At 59.7% G+C, this 17,115-nt stretch carries 18 protein-coding genes and 1 other RNA gene; 4 read left to right on the top strand and 15 right to left on the bottom strand.

Annotation, left to right across the window (positions count from 1 at the left end):
• Window positions 1-4: 4 nt before the first annotated feature.
• From mraY to rsmI, 9 genes are all read right to left on the bottom strand, one after another.
• Window positions 5-1,087, bottom strand: coding sequence for a phospho-N-acetylmuramoyl-pentapeptide-transferase (gene mraY / locus M2395_RS18900; RefSeq protein ID WP_011063313.1), 1,083 nt, complete (start codon window positions 1,085-1,087; stop codon window positions 5-7).
• Window positions 1,087-2,454 carry a UDP-N-acetylmuramoyl-tripeptide--D-alanyl-D-alanine ligase gene (gene murF, locus M2395_RS18895; protein WP_015636930.1) on the bottom strand — a complete coding sequence of 456 codons (1,368 nt, stop codon included), beginning with the start codon at window positions 2,452-2,454 and terminating at the stop codon, window positions 1,087-1,089. The genes mraY and murF overlap by 1 nt, the downstream gene beginning before the upstream one ends.
• Window positions 2,447-3,910: a UDP-N-acetylmuramoyl-L-alanyl-D-glutamate--2,6-diaminopimelate ligase gene (locus M2395_RS18890; RefSeq protein WP_019093697.1), complete on the bottom strand. Its 1,464-nt coding sequence runs from the start codon at window positions 3,908-3,910 to the stop codon at window positions 2,447-2,449. Before M2395_RS18890 ends, murF begins: the two co-directional genes overlap by 8 nt.
• Entirely contained in the window at window positions 3,910-5,649 is a 1,740-nt protein-coding gene (locus M2395_RS18885; protein ID WP_047285249.1) for a penicillin-binding protein 2, read from the bottom strand. The genes M2395_RS18890 and M2395_RS18885 overlap by 1 nt, the downstream gene beginning before the upstream one ends.
• Window positions 5,646-5,939, bottom strand: a complete 294-nt coding sequence (ftsL, locus tag M2395_RS18880; protein WP_011063317.1) for a cell division protein FtsL — start codon at window positions 5,937-5,939, stop codon at window positions 5,646-5,648. The genes M2395_RS18885 and ftsL overlap by 4 nt, the downstream gene beginning before the upstream one ends.
• Window positions 5,936-6,883: a 16S rRNA (cytosine(1402)-N(4))-methyltransferase RsmH gene (gene rsmH, locus M2395_RS18875; protein WP_065365213.1), complete on the bottom strand. Its 948-nt coding sequence runs from the start codon at window positions 6,881-6,883 to the stop codon at window positions 5,936-5,938. The genes ftsL and rsmH overlap by 4 nt, the downstream gene beginning before the upstream one ends.
• Window positions 6,880-7,335: a division/cell wall cluster transcriptional repressor MraZ gene (mraZ, locus tag M2395_RS18870; RefSeq protein WP_011063319.1), complete on the bottom strand. Its 456-nt coding sequence runs from the start codon at window positions 7,333-7,335 to the stop codon at window positions 6,880-6,882. Before mraZ ends, rsmH begins: the two co-directional genes overlap by 4 nt.
• Before the next feature lie 308 nt (window positions 7,336-7,643).
• Window positions 7,644-7,997: RNase P RNA component class A (rnpB, locus tag M2395_RS18865), an RNA gene on the bottom strand.
• Between the two features lie 72 nt (window positions 7,998-8,069).
• On the bottom strand, window positions 8,070-8,942 hold the full coding sequence (rsmI, locus tag M2395_RS18860; RefSeq protein ID WP_019093695.1) for a 16S rRNA (cytidine(1402)-2'-O)-methyltransferase: 873 nt from the start codon (window positions 8,940-8,942) through the stop codon (window positions 8,070-8,072).
• A 219-nt stretch (window positions 8,943-9,161) separates the two neighbouring features.
• Here rsmI and M2395_RS18855 point away from each other — a divergent pair, with 219 nt between their 5' ends.
• The 4 genes from M2395_RS18855 to M2395_RS18840 all read left to right on the top strand — a co-directional run bounded on the left by M2395_RS18855 (window position 9,162) and on the right by M2395_RS18840 (window position 12,617).
• Window positions 9,162-10,973: a penicillin-binding protein activator gene (locus tag M2395_RS18855; RefSeq protein ID WP_077934741.1), complete on the top strand. Its 1,812-nt coding sequence runs from the start codon at window positions 9,162-9,164 to the stop codon at window positions 10,971-10,973.
• Complete coding sequence (locus tag M2395_RS18850; RefSeq protein ID WP_011063322.1) at window positions 10,973-11,344, top strand: YraN family protein; 372 nt, start codon at window positions 10,973-10,975, stop codon at window positions 11,342-11,344. Before M2395_RS18855 ends, M2395_RS18850 begins: the two co-directional genes overlap by 1 nt.
• A 104-nt stretch (window positions 11,345-11,448) precedes the next feature.
• On the top strand, window positions 11,449-12,042 hold the full coding sequence (locus tag M2395_RS18845; RefSeq protein ID WP_015636934.1) for a phosphoheptose isomerase: 594 nt from the start codon (window positions 11,449-11,451) through the stop codon (window positions 12,040-12,042).
• Entirely contained in the window at window positions 12,039-12,617 is a 579-nt protein-coding gene (locus tag M2395_RS18840; protein WP_011063324.1) for a BON domain-containing protein, read from the top strand. The genes M2395_RS18845 and M2395_RS18840 overlap by 4 nt, the downstream gene beginning before the upstream one ends.
• Window positions 12,618-12,668: 51 nt before the next feature.
• Here M2395_RS18840 and M2395_RS18835 read toward each other — a convergent pair whose 3' ends face one another.
• From M2395_RS18835 to rpsI, 6 genes are all read right to left on the bottom strand, one after another.
• Complete coding sequence (locus M2395_RS18835) at window positions 12,669-13,082, bottom strand: ClpXP protease specificity-enhancing factor (protein WP_011063325.1); 414 nt, start codon at window positions 13,080-13,082, stop codon at window positions 12,669-12,671.
• Between the two features lie 16 nt (window positions 13,083-13,098).
• Window positions 13,099-13,716 (bottom strand): glutathione S-transferase N-terminal domain-containing protein, encoded by a 618-nt coding sequence (locus tag M2395_RS18830; RefSeq protein WP_011063326.1) that lies wholly within the window; start codon window positions 13,714-13,716, stop codon window positions 13,099-13,101.
• A 152-nt stretch (window positions 13,717-13,868) separates the two neighbouring features.
• On the bottom strand, window positions 13,869-14,651 hold the full coding sequence (locus M2395_RS18825) for a cytochrome c1 (RefSeq protein ID WP_011063327.1): 783 nt from the start codon (window positions 14,649-14,651) through the stop codon (window positions 13,869-13,871).
• Window positions 14,651-15,862 (bottom strand): cytochrome bc complex cytochrome b subunit, encoded by a 1,212-nt coding sequence (locus tag M2395_RS18820; RefSeq protein ID WP_011063328.1) that lies wholly within the window; start codon window positions 15,860-15,862, stop codon window positions 14,651-14,653. The genes M2395_RS18825 and M2395_RS18820 overlap by 1 nt, the downstream gene beginning before the upstream one ends.
• Window positions 15,862-16,455: a ubiquinol-cytochrome c reductase iron-sulfur subunit gene (gene petA / locus M2395_RS18815; RefSeq protein ID WP_011063329.1), complete on the bottom strand. Its 594-nt coding sequence runs from the start codon at window positions 16,453-16,455 to the stop codon at window positions 15,862-15,864. Before petA ends, M2395_RS18820 begins: the two co-directional genes overlap by 1 nt.
• A gap of 253 nt (window positions 16,456-16,708) precedes the next feature.
• The gene (rpsI, locus tag M2395_RS18810) at window positions 16,709-17,101 is read right to left on the bottom strand and encodes a 30S ribosomal protein S9 (RefSeq protein WP_003228056.1); all 393 of its coding nucleotides are present in this window, start codon (window positions 17,099-17,101) and stop codon (window positions 16,709-16,711) included.
• Window positions 17,102-17,115 lie beyond the last annotated feature (14 nt).

Genomic DNA, 17,115 nt, shown 5'->3' with positions numbered 1-17,115 from the left:
CGTTCTACCTCAGCTTCAGGGTGGCAAGGCCGATCAGCACCAGAATCACGGTGATGATCCAGAAACGGACGATCACGCGCGGCTCGGGCCAGCCCTTGAGTTCAAAATGGTGGTGAATCGGCGCCATGCGAAACACACGGCGGCCGGTCAACTTGAAGGAGGCAACCTGGATCACCACGGACAGGGTTTCCATCACGAACACGCCGCCCATGATGAACAGAACGATTTCCTGACGGACGATGACCGCGATAGTGCCCAGGGCCGCGCCCAGCGCCAGGGCGCCAACATCACCCATGAACACCTGCGCCGGGTAAGTGTTGAACCACAAGAAGCCCAGGCCCGCGCCAATCAGCGCACCACAGAAGACAATCAGCTCTCCCGCCCCGGGGACATAGGGAATCAGCAGGTATTCGGCGAACTTCACGTTACCCGACAGGTAGCAGAAGATCCCCAGCGCACCGCCCACCATCACCGTAGGCATGATCGCCAGGCCATCGAGGCCATCGGTCAGGTTGACCGCGTTGCTCGAACCGACGATGACGAAATAGGTCAGGACCACGAAGCCGATGCCAAGGGGAATGCTCACGTCCTTGAGCATCGGGATCAGCAGAGTGGTTTCCACCGGACTCTGGGCAGTCATATAAAGGAAGATCGCCGCGCCCAGGCCGAACACCGATTGCCAGAAATACTTCCAGCGGCTGGGCAGGCCACGGGAATTCTTCTCGATCACCTTGCGATAGTCGTCGACCCAGCCGATGGCGCCAAAGGCCAGGGTCACCAGCAGCACGACCCACACATAGTGGTTGCGCAGGTCGGCCCACAGCAGGGTGCTGATACCGATGGCCGAGAGAATCAGCGCGCCGCCCATGGTCGGTGTGCCCGATTTGGACAGGTGAGATTGCGGACCATCGTTACGCACGGACTGGCCGATCTGGCGGTTCTGCAGAGTACGGATCATCCACGGACCCAGGCACAGCGCCAAAGACAGCGCAGTCAGTACCCCGAGGATCCCGCGCAGGGTCAGGTACTGAAAGACCGCGAAGCCTTTGTAGAACTGTTGCAGGTACTCCGCTAGCAGCAGCAGCATCAATGTTTCTCCGTACTGGAGCCGCACAAAGCCGCGACGATGTTTTCCATCACCGCGCTGCGCGATCCTTTGATCAAAATGGTGGTATTTGGGTCTTGCTCGACGCCCAGGGCGGCAATCAGGTCAGCCTGGCTGGCGAAGTGGCGCGCGTGCTCGCCGAAGGCGGCAACGGCATGAGCCATCATCGGGCCTACGGCGTAGAGGGCCGAAACCTTGCCAGCGGCATATGCACCTACTTCGCGGTGCCCCTGCTCCGCCCACTCGCCCAACTCGCCGATGTCTCCGAGCACCAGGACGGTGCGGCCGGAAAAGCCGGCGAGTATATCAACGGCGGCGCACATTGAGGTGGGGTTTGCGTTGTAAGTGTCATCAATGACCCGCATGCCGTTCTTGGCCAGTTGGGCGACGGTACGCCCCTTGACCGGCTGCACCGCATTCAGGCCGGTGACGATGCCGAACAGCGAGACGCCCATGGCGTGGGCCGCGGCTGCCGCAGCCAGGGCATTGGCAACGTTATGGGTACCCAGCAGGTTCAATTGCACCGCCTCCACACCCTTGGGGCTGTGCAACTTGAAGGATGGGCAGCCACGGGCATCGCGACCGATATCGGAGGCAAAGAAATCGGCAGAGCTATCAGTCAGGGCGAAGCTCAACACCTGACGGCCGGCAGCACGGGCCTTCCAGATAGGGAAAGCCTTGTCGTCCAGGTTGAGCACGGCGATCCCGGCGCTATCGAGGCCCTCCAGGATTTCCCCCTTGGCCTCGACAATCTTCTCCGGCCCGCCAAACTCACCGACGTGAGCGGTACCGGCGTTATTGATGATCGCTACGTGGGGGCGAGTCATGGCCACGGTGTAGGCAATCTCGCCGATGCGCGAAGCGCCCAGCTCTATCACTGCGGCTGTGTGTTCCGGGGCCAGTTCCAGCAGGGTCAGGGGCGCACCCAGGTCATTGTTCAGGTTGCCCCGAGTAGCGTGTACCGGACCACGGGTGCGCAGGATGCTGGCGAGCATTTCCTTGACCGTGGTCTTGCCGCTGGAGCCGGTTACCGCAGCGACCGGGCGGCTGAACGCGGCGCGATTGAGCGCACCCAACTGCCCCAGCGCCAGGCGAGTGTCCTTGACCAGCAGTTGCGGCAGCGTGCTGTCGGGAACCTCACGTTCAACCAACGCCGCCACGGCGCCCTTGGCCGCCACTTCATTCAAGTAATCGTGGCCGTCAAAGCGTGGGCCGGTCAGAGCAATAAACAGTTGGCCGGCCTGAATCGCCCGGCTATCGATACTGACGCCGCTAAAACGAGCATCGCCCGCGATCAGGCGGGCGTCCAATGGAGCCGAGACTTCACTGAGTTGCAGGGCTTTAAGCATGGCCCACCTCCCACGCGGTCAAGGCTTTGTCCGCCTCGGCGAGATCAGAAAAATCATGTCGCTGGCCGTTTATTTCCTGGTAATCCTCATGGCCTTTACCGGCCAGCACCACCACGTCATCAGCCGACGCGGAAGCGATCAGGCGAGCAATGGCCAGCCCGCGACCGGCTACGAATTCCACCTTTTCTGCCGCGCTGAAACCGGCACGAATATCGTCGAAGATTTGGGCCGGGTCTTCGCTGCGTGGGTTGTCATCAGTCACCAGCACGCCGTCGGCCAGACGCTCGACCACCTCAGCCATCAACGGACGCTTGCCGCGGTCCCGGTCGCCGCCACAACCGAACAGGCACAGCAGGCGGCCCTTGGCGTGCGGACGCAGGGCCAGCAAGACTTTTTCCAGGGCATCCGGGGTGTGGGCGTAATCCACCACCACCAGCGGCTGAGTACCGCCACCCAGGCGCTGCATGCGTCCGGCGGGGCCTTCAAGCTTGGGCAGGACCGCAAGAATTTCGTCCAGCGCGTATTCAAGACCCAACAACGCACCTACCGCAGCCAGCACGTTGCTCAGGTTGAAGCGCCCGAGCAGGCAACTGCGCAGGTGGTGCTCACCCTGTGGAGTCACCAGGGTCGCGCGCACGCCATCATCGTCAAAACGCGCTTCGCGGCAGTACAGATAAGCAGCGGCGTCTTCGAGGCTGTAAGTGATCAGTCGTGACTCATGTTTGTCCGCCGCCAGTTGCCGGCCAAAATCGTCGTCGAGGTTGATCACCCGGCAACGCAGGTCGTTCCAGGCAAAGAGCTTGGCCTTGGCTGCGCCATAGGCTTCCATGGTCCCGTGGTAATCCAAATGGTCACGGGACAGGTTGGTCAGCACCGCCACATCGAAAGCCAGTGCCGCCACGCGCCCCTGATCCAGGCCATGGGAAGAGACCTCCATGGCCACCGCCTTGGCTCCTGCATTCTTCAAGTCCGCCAGGGTGGCCTGCACGGCAATCGGGTTCGGCGTGGTGTGCATCCCGCTTTGCAGCGCGCCATGAAACCCGGTCCCCAGGGTACCTACCAGGCCACAACGCTGGCCGAGCAAATCCAGGGCCTGAGCCACCAGTTGGGTAACGCTGGTCTTGCCGTTGGTGCCGGTCACGCCCACCAGGTTCAACTGGCGGCTCGGGTCACCATAGAAGCGCCCGGCTATGTCCGACAGCTGCGCCGCCAGGCCCTTGACCGGAATCAGCGGTACATCGGTCAGCGGCAACACAGTTGCCCCTTCCACTTCATAAGCCACCGCGGCAGCGCCGCGCTGCAGGGCATCGGCAATGTGCGCACGCCCATCGAACCTGGCGCCGGGCACCGCAAGAAACAGGTCCCCGGCCCGCACGTTACGGCTGTCCAGGGTCAACTCACGAATCAGCAGGTCGCGACCGGCGTGGGCGAAAATCTTGTTCAGGCTAAGAGACATCAGCCGCGCCCTCCATTGGCTCGTACAGGGGTGCCGGATGCGGCGTTGGCCTGCTGCGTGGTCGGCAGGTTGTCCGGGGTGATGTTCATCAAGCGCAGGGTGCCGGACATCACTTTGCTGAACACCGGCGCCGATACCAGGCCACCGAAGTAACCGGCTTTGCTCGGTTCGTCGATCACCACCACGATCGCGTAGCGTGGATCACTCATCGGACCGAAGCCGGCGAACAGCGAGCGGTAGGAGTTCTCGGCGTAGCCCTTGGTACCCACCGAAGTCTTGCGCGCAGTACCACTCTTGCCAGCCACGTGATAGGCCGGAACCTGTGCACGGAATACTCCGCGCGGGGCCTCGATCACTTGCTGCAGCATGCCCTGCATGGTCTTGGCGACATTTTCCGGAATCACCTGGGTGGTCTGCGGAGTCTTGTCGGACTTGATCAGTGTCAGCGGCGCAATACGGCCGTTGTTGGCCAATGCGGAAAAGGCGTGCACCAGCTGGATCGCGGTCACCGACAGGCCGTAGCCATAGGACAGGGTCGCGGTTTCCGCCTTGCGCCATTCGCGGTAGTTCGGCAGGTTGCCGACCCGTTCACCAGGGAAGCCGAGCCCCGTGTCCTGGCCCAGACCGATTTTCTGTGCCAGGCGGAAAATGGTTTCGCCGCCGATATCGAAGGCCACCTTACTCATGCCGACGTTACTGGAGTTGATCAGGATGCCGGTCAGGTCGAGTACCGGGCCTTCGGTCTTGGAAACGTCACGGATGGTGTATTTGCCCAACTGCAGGGTGCCCGGGTAGACCTCGACGGTATCGCTGGGCTTCCAGCGTCCGGTTTCCAGTGCGGCGCTCATGGAGATCGCTTTCATGGTCGAGCCAGGCTCGAATACGTCGATCATCGCGCGGTTGCGCATCATCGCCGGCTGCAGGTTGCGCCGGTTGTTCGGGTTGTAGGTCGGCTGGTTGACCATGGCCAGGATCTCGCCGGTCTTCACATCCATGATCACCAGGCTGCCAGCCTTGGCACCGTTCTCGACGATGGCGTTGCGCAGCTCGCGGTTGGCCAGGTATTGCAGGCGCAGGTCAATCGACAACGCCAAGGGCTTGCCGGCCTTGGCGTTCTTGGTGACCTGGACGTCCTTGATCAGCCTGCCGCGCCGGTCCTTGATCACCTGGCGCTTGCCCGGAACCCCTGCGAGCCATTCGTCGTAGGCCAGTTCCACCCCTTCGCGACCGCGGTCGTCGATATCGGTGAAACCCACCATGTGCGCGGTTACTTCGCCGGCTGGATAGAAGCGTCGGAATTCCTCGATGCCATAGACACCGGGGACCTTCAGATCCAATACGGCCTGGCCCTGTTCAGGCGTCAGGCCTCGGACCAGATAGATGAACTCTTTATTGGCCTGGGCTTCAAGCCGCTCGGCCAGGGCTTTCGGGTCTTGGCCAAGTGCCATGGCCAGCGCCGGCCAGCGATCCTTGGCCAGCTGCATTTCCTTGGCATTGGCCCAGAGGGTGGTCACGGGCGTACTGACGGCCAGCGGCTCGCCATTGCGATCGGTGATCAGACCGCGGTGCGCGGGAATCGGAATGTGCCGGACACTGCGTGCATCGCCCTGCCCCTTGAGGAAGTCACGGTCGACCACTTGCAGGTCGATGATGCGCCAGGCAATCGCCGACACCATGACCGCCAGCAAACCCAGCACTACACGGAAACGCCATGGATAGAGCGCGCCTTCGAGCTTCATGGCGCCACCATGCGAACTTCGGCCGCGCCGGGAATGTGCATTTTCAATTGTTCGGTGGCCAGCACTTCAATGCGGCTGTGAGCAGTCCAGGTGCTTTGCTCAAGAATAAGACGGCCCCATTCGGCCTGGGCTTTGTCACGCACGCTCAACTCGCCGTACAGCGTATTGAGCAACTGACGGTTCCAGTGGGCGCTGTAGGACACCGCAATCGCGGAAACCAGAACGCCGACGAATAGCAGGAACATGAAAAAGCTTCCGCCCGGAAGTGGCTTGGCGAAAAGCTTGCTCACCGAAGCTTCTCCGCGACGCGCATGACGGCACTGCGGGCACGCGGGTTGGCCCTGAGCTCTGCCTCGGAAGCGAACTGCGCTTTGCCGTGGATCTTGATTTTCGGCACAAAGGCTTCGAAACGCACCGGCAAATTGCGCGGCAGATTGTCCGATTCGCCCTTGACCAGACGACGCATGAACAATTTGACGATGCGGTCTTCCAGGGAGTGGAAGCTGATCACCACCAGGCGACCACCCACTTCCAGGGACTCCAGTGCAGCTTCAAGGCCAGCCTCGAGATCACCCAGTTCATTGTTGACGTGAATGCGCAGCCCCTGGAAAGCACGGGTAGCCGGGTTCTTGCCCTTCTCCCAAGCCGGGTTGGCGACTTTCAACACTTCAGCCAGATCAGCGGTACGCTCGAACGGCTGGATCTCGCGGCGCTCGACCACGGCTCGCGCCATGCGACCGGAGAAACGCTCCTCGCCGTACTCCTTGAATACCCGGGCAATTTCCTCTACCGGAGCGGTGGCGATGAACTGCGCAGCACTGATGCCGCGAGTCGGGTCCATGCGCATATCCAGCGGGCCGTCATTGAGAAAACTGAAGCCGCGTTCAGGGTCGTCCAGCTGCGGCGAAGACACCCCCAGATCCAGCAGGACACCGCTGACCTTGCCCGCCAGGCCGCGTTCGGCAACTTCCGAACCGAGCTCGGCGAAACTGCGCTGTACAACGACAAAGCGGCCGTCTTCGGCCGCTAGCGCTTGCCCGGTGGCAATCGCCTGGGGATCCTTGTCGAATCCGAGGAGGCGCCCCTGGGGCCCGAGCTTGCTGAGAATCAGCCGGCTATGCCCGCCACGCCCGAAGGTGCCATCCAGATAGCAGCCATCAGGACGTACGGCGAGAGCCTCGACGGCTTCGTCAAGCAGTACGGTGATGTGGTTAAAGCCGCTATCAATAGTCACAGGATCAAATCACGCAGTTCATCAGGCATGGCGCCCGGTTGTTGAATAGCTGCCAGGTCCGCTGCGGAAACAGCATTCCAGGCATCCTCGTCCCACAATTGGAACTTGTTCAGTTGGCCCACCAGCATTGCGCGCTTATCCAACTTGGCATATTCACGCAGGCGCGGAGGCACCAGAAAACGACCACTGCCATCGAGTTCAAGGTCGACGGCGTTACCAATCAGCAAACGCTGCAAACGACGGTTCTCTTCACGAAGAGAAGGCAGTGCGCGCAGTTTGGTTTCAATCAGCTCCCACTCATCGAGGGGGTAAACACACAAACAGGGATCAACGGCATCGATGGTGACGATTAACTGCCCGGAACTTCGCGAAACGAGCTCGTCACGATACCGGCTCGGCATGGCGAGACGGCCTTTTGCATCGAGACTGATAGCGTTAGCTCCGCGAAACACGTCAGCGTTTCTCCAAATTTTAGCGTTTTGCGCTCAAAAAACCCACTTCATGCCACTTTCCGCCACTTGCGCACACTATAGGAATGCGCCCACACCACCGTCAAGGCGCGCGGCGACGGAAAAGCCTTATAGAACGGAGATTTAGGAGACTTAAAGGAGAGGTAACGGGAATTCGAAGGGTGTTTCAGAGCATCAACTTCCGACAGCTCAATAAGCTGCAGCGCGAAGTTAAAGTAATTTATTAAGAGTAAGATTTTTTCGGTATTACAAAAACGCTTCTGCTATTGATTCAAGCAGGGAGGGAAAAGGTGGAGAGTCGATCTGTAAGCCGGGTTCTGTCGAGGACAGTCATTCCTCTACGATGGCCATCACTGGACATCTTTAGCAACCTACCCGGTTCCAGCGCGGGCCACGCCTTGGAACCCTATTTGGTCTTGCTCCGAGTGGGGTTTACCTAGCCACGAACTGTTACCAGACGTGCGGTGCGCTCTTACCGCACCTTTTCACCCTTACCGGCACCGAAGTGCTTAGGCGGTTATTTTCTGTGGCACTTTCCGTAGGCTCACGCCCCCCAGGCATTACCTGGCACTCCGCCCTATGGAGCCCGGACTTTCCTCCCCCCTCTAATTTTCATAGAGGGCAGCGACTGTCCAATCGACTCTCCGCCGCGCAGGTTAACGGCAGAGCGAACGAAGAACAAGCGCTAAAAGCCTTTGGCCACCCTGCTACGCAATTTATTGTTCTTTCTGTTTATCCAGGGCCACCTGATACAGCACATTCTTGCGCTCGCCGGTGATTTCCGCAGCCAAAGCAGCAGCCCGCTTCAGCGGCATTTCCTTGAGCAACAGGTCGAGGATACGCATCGACTCACTACTGATCGCCTCATCACTTTCCGGCGCTGTCCACCCCGCGACCAGCACCACGCACTCCCCACGCTGCTGATTGCTGTCGGACTCGACGAACTGGCGCAGCTCGGAAAGTGGCAGCCCCTTCAGGGTCTCGAAGGTCTTGGTCAATTCACGCGCCAGCAATGCCGGCCGCTCACCACCGAATACCGACTCCATATCCTGCAGGCATTCAAGTATGCGATGCGGCGCCTCATAGAAAATCAGCGTACGCGGCTCTTCCTTGACCGCTTCCAGCCGCGCCCTGCGCCCGACCGCCTTGGCCGGCAGAAAGCCTTCGAAGATGAACCGGTCTGAAGGCAAGCCCGCCGCCGACAACGCCGCGATCAGAGCACAAGCCCCCGGTACTGGAACCACATTGATACCCGCCGCCCGCGCCTGGCGCACCAGGTGGTAGCCGGGATCGGAAATCAGCGGCGTGCCCGCATCGGAGATCAAGGCGACATTATCCCCAGCCAGCAGACGAGTAATGAAGCGACTGCCCTCATCACGCTCGTTGTGCTCATGGCAGGCAGCCAGGGGCGTGGAAATACCAAAGTGCTGCATCAGGCGCTGGGAATGCCGGGTATCTTCGGCAGCGATCAACGACACCTCGCGCAACAGCTTCAAGGCCCGGGCGCTGATATCGTCCAGGTTGCCGATGGGCGTCGCCACCACATAAAGCGAGCCAGCAGCGGAATTCAAAGGACCTGGAGCAGTCAAAGCGCACACCTCTTGATCGGCAAAAGCGCCATTGTAGCGCGTTGAAGCATTCTCAATACGCCTTGCGATCAGCCGGTATGGCGCTGTGCCGCGACCTTTCAGGCAGCCAAGCAACATTTGCTTGAGCTAAATCGACGGTTTATCGCCAGTAACATCGCACCCCAGCCAGCGCTTGGGTACAATTCCACGCTCATTTGATCGAGTATCAGGAACACTTACATGATCGCTTGCCTGCGGCTGTTTCTTGCCCTCTGCCTGGCTACCCTTCTGGTGGCTTGCGCCAGCTCGCCCTCTTCCAGCCTTGGCGAACTTCCACGGACACCGGATGCCAGTATCGAGCAACTGCTCGAACAGGCCGCCACCAGCAAAACTCCGGAAAAAGCAGCCCTGCTGCGCCTGAGCGCCGCCGACCTGGCGTATCGTCAAGGCAATGCCGGACGCGCCGGACAAATCCTGCAGCAAGTGCCGCTGGATCAACTCAAGCCTGCCCAGCAAATCTTCGCCAGCACCCTGTCCGCAGAGCTGGCCCTGGTGCGCAACCAGCCAAAGGCTGCCCTCACCGCACTGAGCCATCCAAGCCTGCAACACCTGAGCGAACTGCCGGCAGCTCAACAGATTCGCACCGGCAGCGTTCATGCTCGCGCACTGGAAGCCGACGGCCAGACATTGGCCGCCGCCAAAGAGCGCATCGTTATCGCGCCCTTGCTCAAGGATGATGCAGCAGCCAAAAACCACGAAGCCATCTGGGCACTGATTGCCGCCCTGCCGACCGATCAGTTGCAGCCTGCCGGCAATGACGACCTGGCCGGCTGGATGAGCCTGGCCCTGGCAGTCAAGAGCGCCGGCACCCTGGAACAGCAGCAGGCAGCCATCGATACCTGGCGCGCCCAGAATCCAAAGCACCCGGCTGCCATTCAACTGCCCCAACCCCTGATCAAGCTCAAGGAACTGGCCAGCCAGCCGGTATCGAAAATTGCCTTGCTGCTGCCACAGGACGGCCCCCTCGCATCGGTTTCCAAAGCACTGCGCGAAGGTTTCATGGCTGCTCACTACCAGGCTCAGCAAGCCGGACAGAATCCACCCAGCATCGAGTTCTATGACAGCTCGCGCCTAAGCTCGCTGGATGACTTCTACCGCAAGGCTCAGGCCGCTGGCGTGCAACTGGTCGTCGGCCCACTGGAAAAGCCCCTGGTCAAGCAACTTGCCGCTCGCCCGCAGCTGCCGATCACCACCCTGGCCCTGAACTACAGCGAAGGCGAACAAGGCCCGGCGCAGTTGTTCCAGTTCGGCCTGGCAGCCGAAGACGAAGCCCGCGAGGTTTCCCGTCGCGCCCGCGCCGATGGCCTGCACCGCGCCGCCGCTCTGGTTCCGAAAGGCGAATGGGGCGATCGCGTGCTCAAGGCATTCCGTCAGGATTGGGAAGCCAACGGTGGTAGCGTAATCGGTATCGAACGCGTCGATCAGCCCGTCGCCCTGGCACAGCAGATTGCCGACCTGTTCCAGTTGCGCCAGAGCGAAGGCCGCGCCAAGAGCCTGCAGAGCACCGTAGGCACCCAGGTAGCCGCACAGCCATCACGTCGCCAGGATATCGAGTTCATTTTCCTCGCCTCCACTCCGCAACAGGCGCAGCAAATCAAGCCGACCTTGAACTTCCAATACGCTGGTGATGTACCGGTCTACGCCACCTCCAATGTGTTCAGCGCCAGCGGCGACCAGAACCAGTACAACGACATGAACGGTGTGATGTTCTGCGAAACCCCATGGCTGCTGGATGCCAACGGCCCGCTGCGCCGCCAGGTCACCGCACAATGGCCGCAAGCCGGCGGCAGCCTAGGGCGCCTGTATGCCATGGGCGTCGACGCCTATCGATTGGCGCCACGCCTGGGCCAACTCAAGGCCCTGCCAGACAGCCGGATAGAAGGTGAATCCGGCAGCCTGGGCATGGCTGCCGGGCAACGCATCGAGCGTCAGCTGCCATGGGCCAAGTTCGTCGGGGGCCAGGTGACCCGCCTGCCCGATACGCTGCGCTAATGCTCCAAGGATCAAGCCAGCACAGCGGACGAGATGCCGAAAGCCAAGCGCTTCGGCATCTCCAACAGCACGGACTGCGCCTGCTGGCGCAGAACTGGTTGTGTAAACGCGGCGAGCTTGATCTGGTCATGCTTGACGGCGATACAGTAGTATTCGTCGAAGTCCGCTACAGAAAACACACGCAATGGGGTGGCGCACTGGGCAGTATCGATGGGCGCAAGCGTCAAAAACTGATCCTTGCCGCGCAGCTTTTCCTGCAAAGCGAATCACGCTGGTCCAGCCATCCTTGCCGTTTCGACGTGGTCGCCATTGACGGCGCCTCGGGTGCAGAAGCCCGCTTGAACTGGCTACGCAATGCCTTCGACAGCTGAAAGAAGCCCTCAGGCCGCACCCATTTTCACTCAACTTTTTTGCTCTTTGCTTTGCGGGCTGCACATTTACGTGCCACCAAGCCGCGCCACTTAAGGTCACACAGATGGACATGCAATCCCGAATTCGCCAGCTTTTTCAGGCCAGTATCGACACCAAGCAACAGGCGATGGACGTACTTGCACCGCACATCGAGCAAGCCAGCCAGGTCATGGTCAACGCCCTGCTGAACGAGGGCAAGATGCTCTCTTGCGGCAACGGCGGCTCCGCCGGCGATGCCCAGCATTTCTCCTCCGAACTGCTCAACCGCTTCGAGCGCGAACGCCCGAGCCTGCCGGCCATTGCCCTGACTACCGACAGCTCTACCATCACCTCGATCGCCAACGACTACAGCTACAACGAAGTCTTCTCCAAGCAGATCCGCGCCCTGGGCCAGCCCGGTGACGTATTGCTGGCGATTTCCACCAGCGGCAACTCCGCAAACATTATTCAAGCGATCCAGGCCGCACATGATCGCGAAATGATTGTCGTAGCATTGACCGGTCGTGACGGCGGCGGCATGGCTTCCCTGCTGCTGCCTGAAGATGTCGAGATCCGCGTACCGGCCACCGTCACTGCACGCATTCAAGAAGTCCACCTGCTGGCGATCCATTGCCTCTGCGATCTGATCGACAGCCAATTGTTCGGGAGTGAAGAATGACCCCTAATCGCCTTGGCCTCCTGGCCTTGACCTTGTGCCTGAGCATCACTGGTTGCAGCTCGGTGATTACCGCCACCCGCGACAAACCCATCGATGATGACCGCGGCACCCGTACCTTTGGCAGCAAGATCGACGACTCGCTGATCGAGACCAAAGTCGCCGTCAACGTCGCCAAAGCCAGCCCAGACCTGGAAAACAACTCGCACATCGTTGTCACCAGCTTCAACGGCATCGTCCTGCTGGCCGGACAAACACCCCGCCCGGACCTCAAGGCCATGGCCGAACAGGCCGCCAGCGAAGTGCAGCGCGTCAAGAAGGTGCACAACGAACTGCAGGTACTGCCACCTTCCGGCTTCCTGGCCCGCCAGAACGATGGCTGGCTGACCACCAAGATCAAGACCCAGATGCTCACCGACGCCAGCGTGCCCGCCTCGCGAATCAAGGTGGTGACCGAGAACGGCATCGTCTACCTGCTGGGATTGCTGACCCAACAGGAGGCCACCCAGGCCACTAACCTGGTTCAGGGCGTGTCCGGTGTGCAGAAAATCGTCAAACTGTTCGAATACATCGACTGACACACAACGGCGAGATACAAAAAAGGCGATCCGAATGGATCGCCTTTTTTATTACTTGACCACTTTCAAGCTCGGTCGGCCACTGGGGCGCGGCGGCTCACTGTCCGGTGGCGGCAAGTCGTCATCCGGCTCGAGATCATCCTCTTCATCCAGAGGCGACTCCAGATCGAAGACCATGCCCTGGCCATTCTCACGGGCATAGATCCCCAAGATCGCCGCAACCGGCACATGCAGGCTGTGCGGCACACCACCGAAGCGCCCTTCGAAGGTCACTACGTCGTTATCCATATGCAGATGACGCACGGCACTGGGAGAAATGTTCAGGACGATCTGCCCATCACTGGCAAAGCCCTGGGGCACCTGCACTGCCGGATAGTCGGAATTGACCAGCATGTGCGGGGTGCAATCGTTGTCCACAATCCACTCATAGAGCGCGCGGACCAGATAAGGTCGACTGGAGTTCATAGCGGCTCCTTAAGCCTCAGCGCATATCGCGTTCGACACCAGACAGACTCGCCTGGAAAGCCTCACGCGCAAATTGGCGTTCCATATAATCAAGCAACGGCTTGGCCTGCCGCGGCAGTTCGATACCCAGGACCGGCAATCTCCAGAGTATGGGCAGTAGGCAGCAGTCCACCAGACTTTGTTCCTCACTGAGGAAAAATGGCTTGTCGGCAAACAAAGGAGAAACACCCGTCAGGCTTTCACGCAATTCCTTGCGCGCCTGCACTCGAGCAGCCTCCTTGGTCCGCGGATCAAGAATCAGATCCACTTGCCCGCACCAGTCACGCTGGATCCGGTGTATCAGCAGACGGCTGTTGGCTCGCGCCACAGGATAAACCGGCAGCAGTGGCGGATGCGGATAACGCTCATCCAGGTACTCCATCACCACTGTCGACTCCCACAACGCCAGGTCGCGGTCGACCAGCGTTGGCAAGCTCCCATAAGGGTTCACTTCGATCAGCTTCGGCGGCTGACGCCCCGCCTCCACACTGATGATCTCGGCGCTGACACCCTTCTCTGCGAGCACAATGCGCACCCGGTGGGAATAGTGGTCGGCGGGGTCGGAGTAACAGGCCAACCGATTGGTCACGCCCATGGCGATCCTCCTCGCTTGTTGAAATTATCGGAAGCAGAAAAAACGAGCGCGCCCTCAGGGCGCCTCTGGTAACCCCCGAATGATACAGGGTTGTTACAGTTTCAGAGACGCCCTTGGGCGCGCACGTTCAACAACTGATGCTTAAAACGCTATCAATGCACATCCTTCCAGTATTCGCGCTTGAGCAGATAGGCGAACACGAAGAAGAAGGCCAGGTACAGCAGTACGTAGGTACCGATGCGCTGGTGCTGCAGCTTGACCGGGTTGGCCGAGTAAGCCAGGAAGGTCACCAGGTTCTTGACCTTCTCGTCGAACTGAGCCTCGTTGAGAGTCCCGGTGTTCTCCTTGATGGTCAGCTGGTCACAGGCTTCATGAGTCAGCGGCGTGCCGGTCAGCGGATCGTATTGCTTCTTGCCGTCTTCGACGATCTGCACCTGCTTGCAACCGATCACCTGGCGACCCTGCAGGCCAACCAGAACGTTAGGCATGCCCACGTTCGGGAAAACCTTGTTATTCACACCCCAAGGGCGCGCCGGGTCCTCATAGAAGGACTTGAGGTAGCCATAGAGCCAGTCGGTACCCCGCACACGGGCCACCAGGGTCAGATCCGGTGGCGCAGCGCCAAACCAGGTCTTGGCATCTGCCGGCTGCATGCCGATGTTCATGTGGTCACCGATCTTGGCGCCGGTGAAGACCAGCTTGCTCAACATCAGATCGTGAGGAATGCCCAGATCGTCGGCAACCCGCTCATAACGCTGGAACTTGGCGCTGTGGCAGCCCATGCAATAGTTGGCAAAGGTACGCGCGCCGTCTTGCAGGGCAGCTTTGTCGGCCAGGTCGATATCGACCTTCTCCAACTCAGGGCCGCCGTGCTCGGCCGCGAAAGACAATACAGGCATAGCAGCAAGAATCAGTACAGCAAATAGCTTTTTCATCAGCCAGTCACCCTTTCCGGAACCGGTTTGGTCTTCTCGAGCCTGGTGTAGAACGGCATCAGAATGAAGTAGGCGAAGTACAGGAAGGTACATACCTGCGACAGCAGCGTACGGCCCGGAGTCGGTGCCAATACACCCAACACACCCAGGATCACGAACGAGATGCAGAACACCAGCAGCCAGATCTTGCTCAGCCAGCCTTTGTAGCGCATGGACTTGACCGGGCTACGGTCGAGCCAAGGCAGCACGAACAGCACGGCAATGGCAGCCCCCATGGCAATGACGCCCATGAGCTTGTCCGGCACCGCACGCAGGATCGCGTAGAACGGGGTGAAGTACCAAACCGGAGCAATGTGCTCAGGCGTCTTGAACGGGTTGGCCTGTTCGAAGTTCGGCTTCTCGAGGAAGTAGCCACCCATTTCCGGGAAGAAGAACACGATCGAGCAGAAGATGAAGAGGAACACTACTACGCCGACGATATCCTTCACGGTGTAGTAAGGGTGGAAAGGAATACCATCCAGCGGGATGCCGTTCTCATCCTTGTTCTTCTTGATGTCGACGCCATCCGGGTTGTTCGAACCCACTTCGTGCAGTGCCAGGATGTGCAGCACCACCAGACCGAGGATCACGATCGGCAGGGCAACAACGTGCAAGGCGAAGAAGCGGTTCAGGGTGATACCGGAAATCAGGTAGTCACCGCGGATCCACTGAGTCAGGTCGTCGCCGATGACCGGGATCGCACCGAACAGCGAGATGATCACCTGGGCGCCCCAGTAGGACATCTGGCCCCACGGCAGCAGGTAGCCCATGAAGGCCTCGGCCATCAGTGCCAGGTAGATCAGCATGCCGAACAGCCACACCAGCTCACGGGGCTTCTGGTAGGAACCGTAGAGCAGGCCACGGAACATGTGCAGATAGACCACGATGAAGAACGCCGAAGCGCCGGTGGAGTGGAGCAGACGCAGGATCGCGCCGTACTCGACGTCGCGCATGATGTATTCAACGGAAGCGAAGGCCTCTTCCGCCGAAGGGGTGTAGCTCATGGTCAGCCAGACACCGGTTACGATCTGGTTGACCAGAACCAGCAGCGCCAGGGAGCCAAAGAAATAGAAGAAGTTGAAGTTCTTCGGAGCGTAATACTTGCTGAGATGGTCTTCCCACATCTTGGTCGCGGGGAAGCGCGCATCAACCCAATCCATGAACTTGCTCATCACGCTTTCTCCGTGTCGACGCCAATGACGATGATGTCATCCGACTCATAGGAATGCGGGGGTACTGGCAGGTTCAAAGGCGCAGGTTGCGACTTGTAGACGCGACCAGCCAGATCGTAGTGGGAACCGTGGCAAGGGCAGAAATAGCCACCTACCCAGTCCTTGCCCAGATCCGCGGGCGCCACTTCAGGACGGAAGGTCGGAGAACAGCCCAAGTGGGTGCAGATACCGATCAGCAGCAGAATCTCTGGCTTGATCGAACGCACTTCCGGGTCGACGTAGGTTGGTTGTACTGAGTTCTTGGAGTCAGGGTCAGACAACTGGCCCTCGATCTTTTTAAGATTCCCCAGGATTTCCTCGGTACGGCGGACGATGAATACCGGCTGACCACGCCATTCAGCAATCATCTGCTGACCTGGGTCGATCTTGCTGATATTCACCTTCACCGGTGCACCTGCGGCTTTCGCCTTGGCACTGGGAAACCATGACCCCACGAACGGGACCGCAGCCCCCACCGCTCCAGCAGCACCCACCACGGATGTGGCTGCTACTAGGAAGCGACGCCGGCCTGCATTCACGCCGTCATTGCTCATTCAGTCCTCTCCCATCAGCTTTGTGGCCTGTTAAATCAGGCATCTACTAAGTAAAAATCTGAACTTATAAAAATTTTGCCGAATGGTAATGAAAAGCCCCTATTCTGACAAGGTAATTACCAAGCCGCGCCGGCCCGAAGCCTTGCAGTATAGGGCCTCCGCGGATGTGGCAAGTTGTCACAGAGCAAATTCTAGACAATAAAAAACGCCCAGCTCCGCGAGGAGACTGGGCGTTTTTGAACGCAGTAGCGAATTAACGCTTGGAGTATTGCGGACGCTTACGCGCTTTACGCAGACCCACTTTCTTACGTTCAACTTCACGTGCGTCACGGGTTACGAAACCAGCTTTACGCAGCGCGCTGCGCAGAGTTTCGTCGTAATCCATCAGAGCGCGAGTGATACCGTGGCGGATTGCGCCAGCTTGACCACTTACACCGCCGCCGATAACGGTGACGTAGATATCGAACTTCTCAACGGTCTCGGTCAGCTCCAGCGGTTGACGAACTACCATGCGGGCAGTTTCGCGACCGAAGAAGTTATCCAGGGAGCGGTTGTTGATCGAGATGTTGCCAGTGCCCGGACGCAGGAAAACGCGTGCGGTTGCAGTCTTGCGACGGCCAGTGCCGTAATTTTGAGTCGCCGACATAATGAACTATTCCG

The organism is Pseudomonas sp. BIGb0176, from assembly GCF_024810175.1.
Lineage (GTDB): Bacteria > Pseudomonadota > Gammaproteobacteria > Pseudomonadales > Pseudomonadaceae > Aquipseudomonas > Aquipseudomonas protegens.
This window is presented reverse-complemented; position numbering and strand designations above follow the sequence as displayed.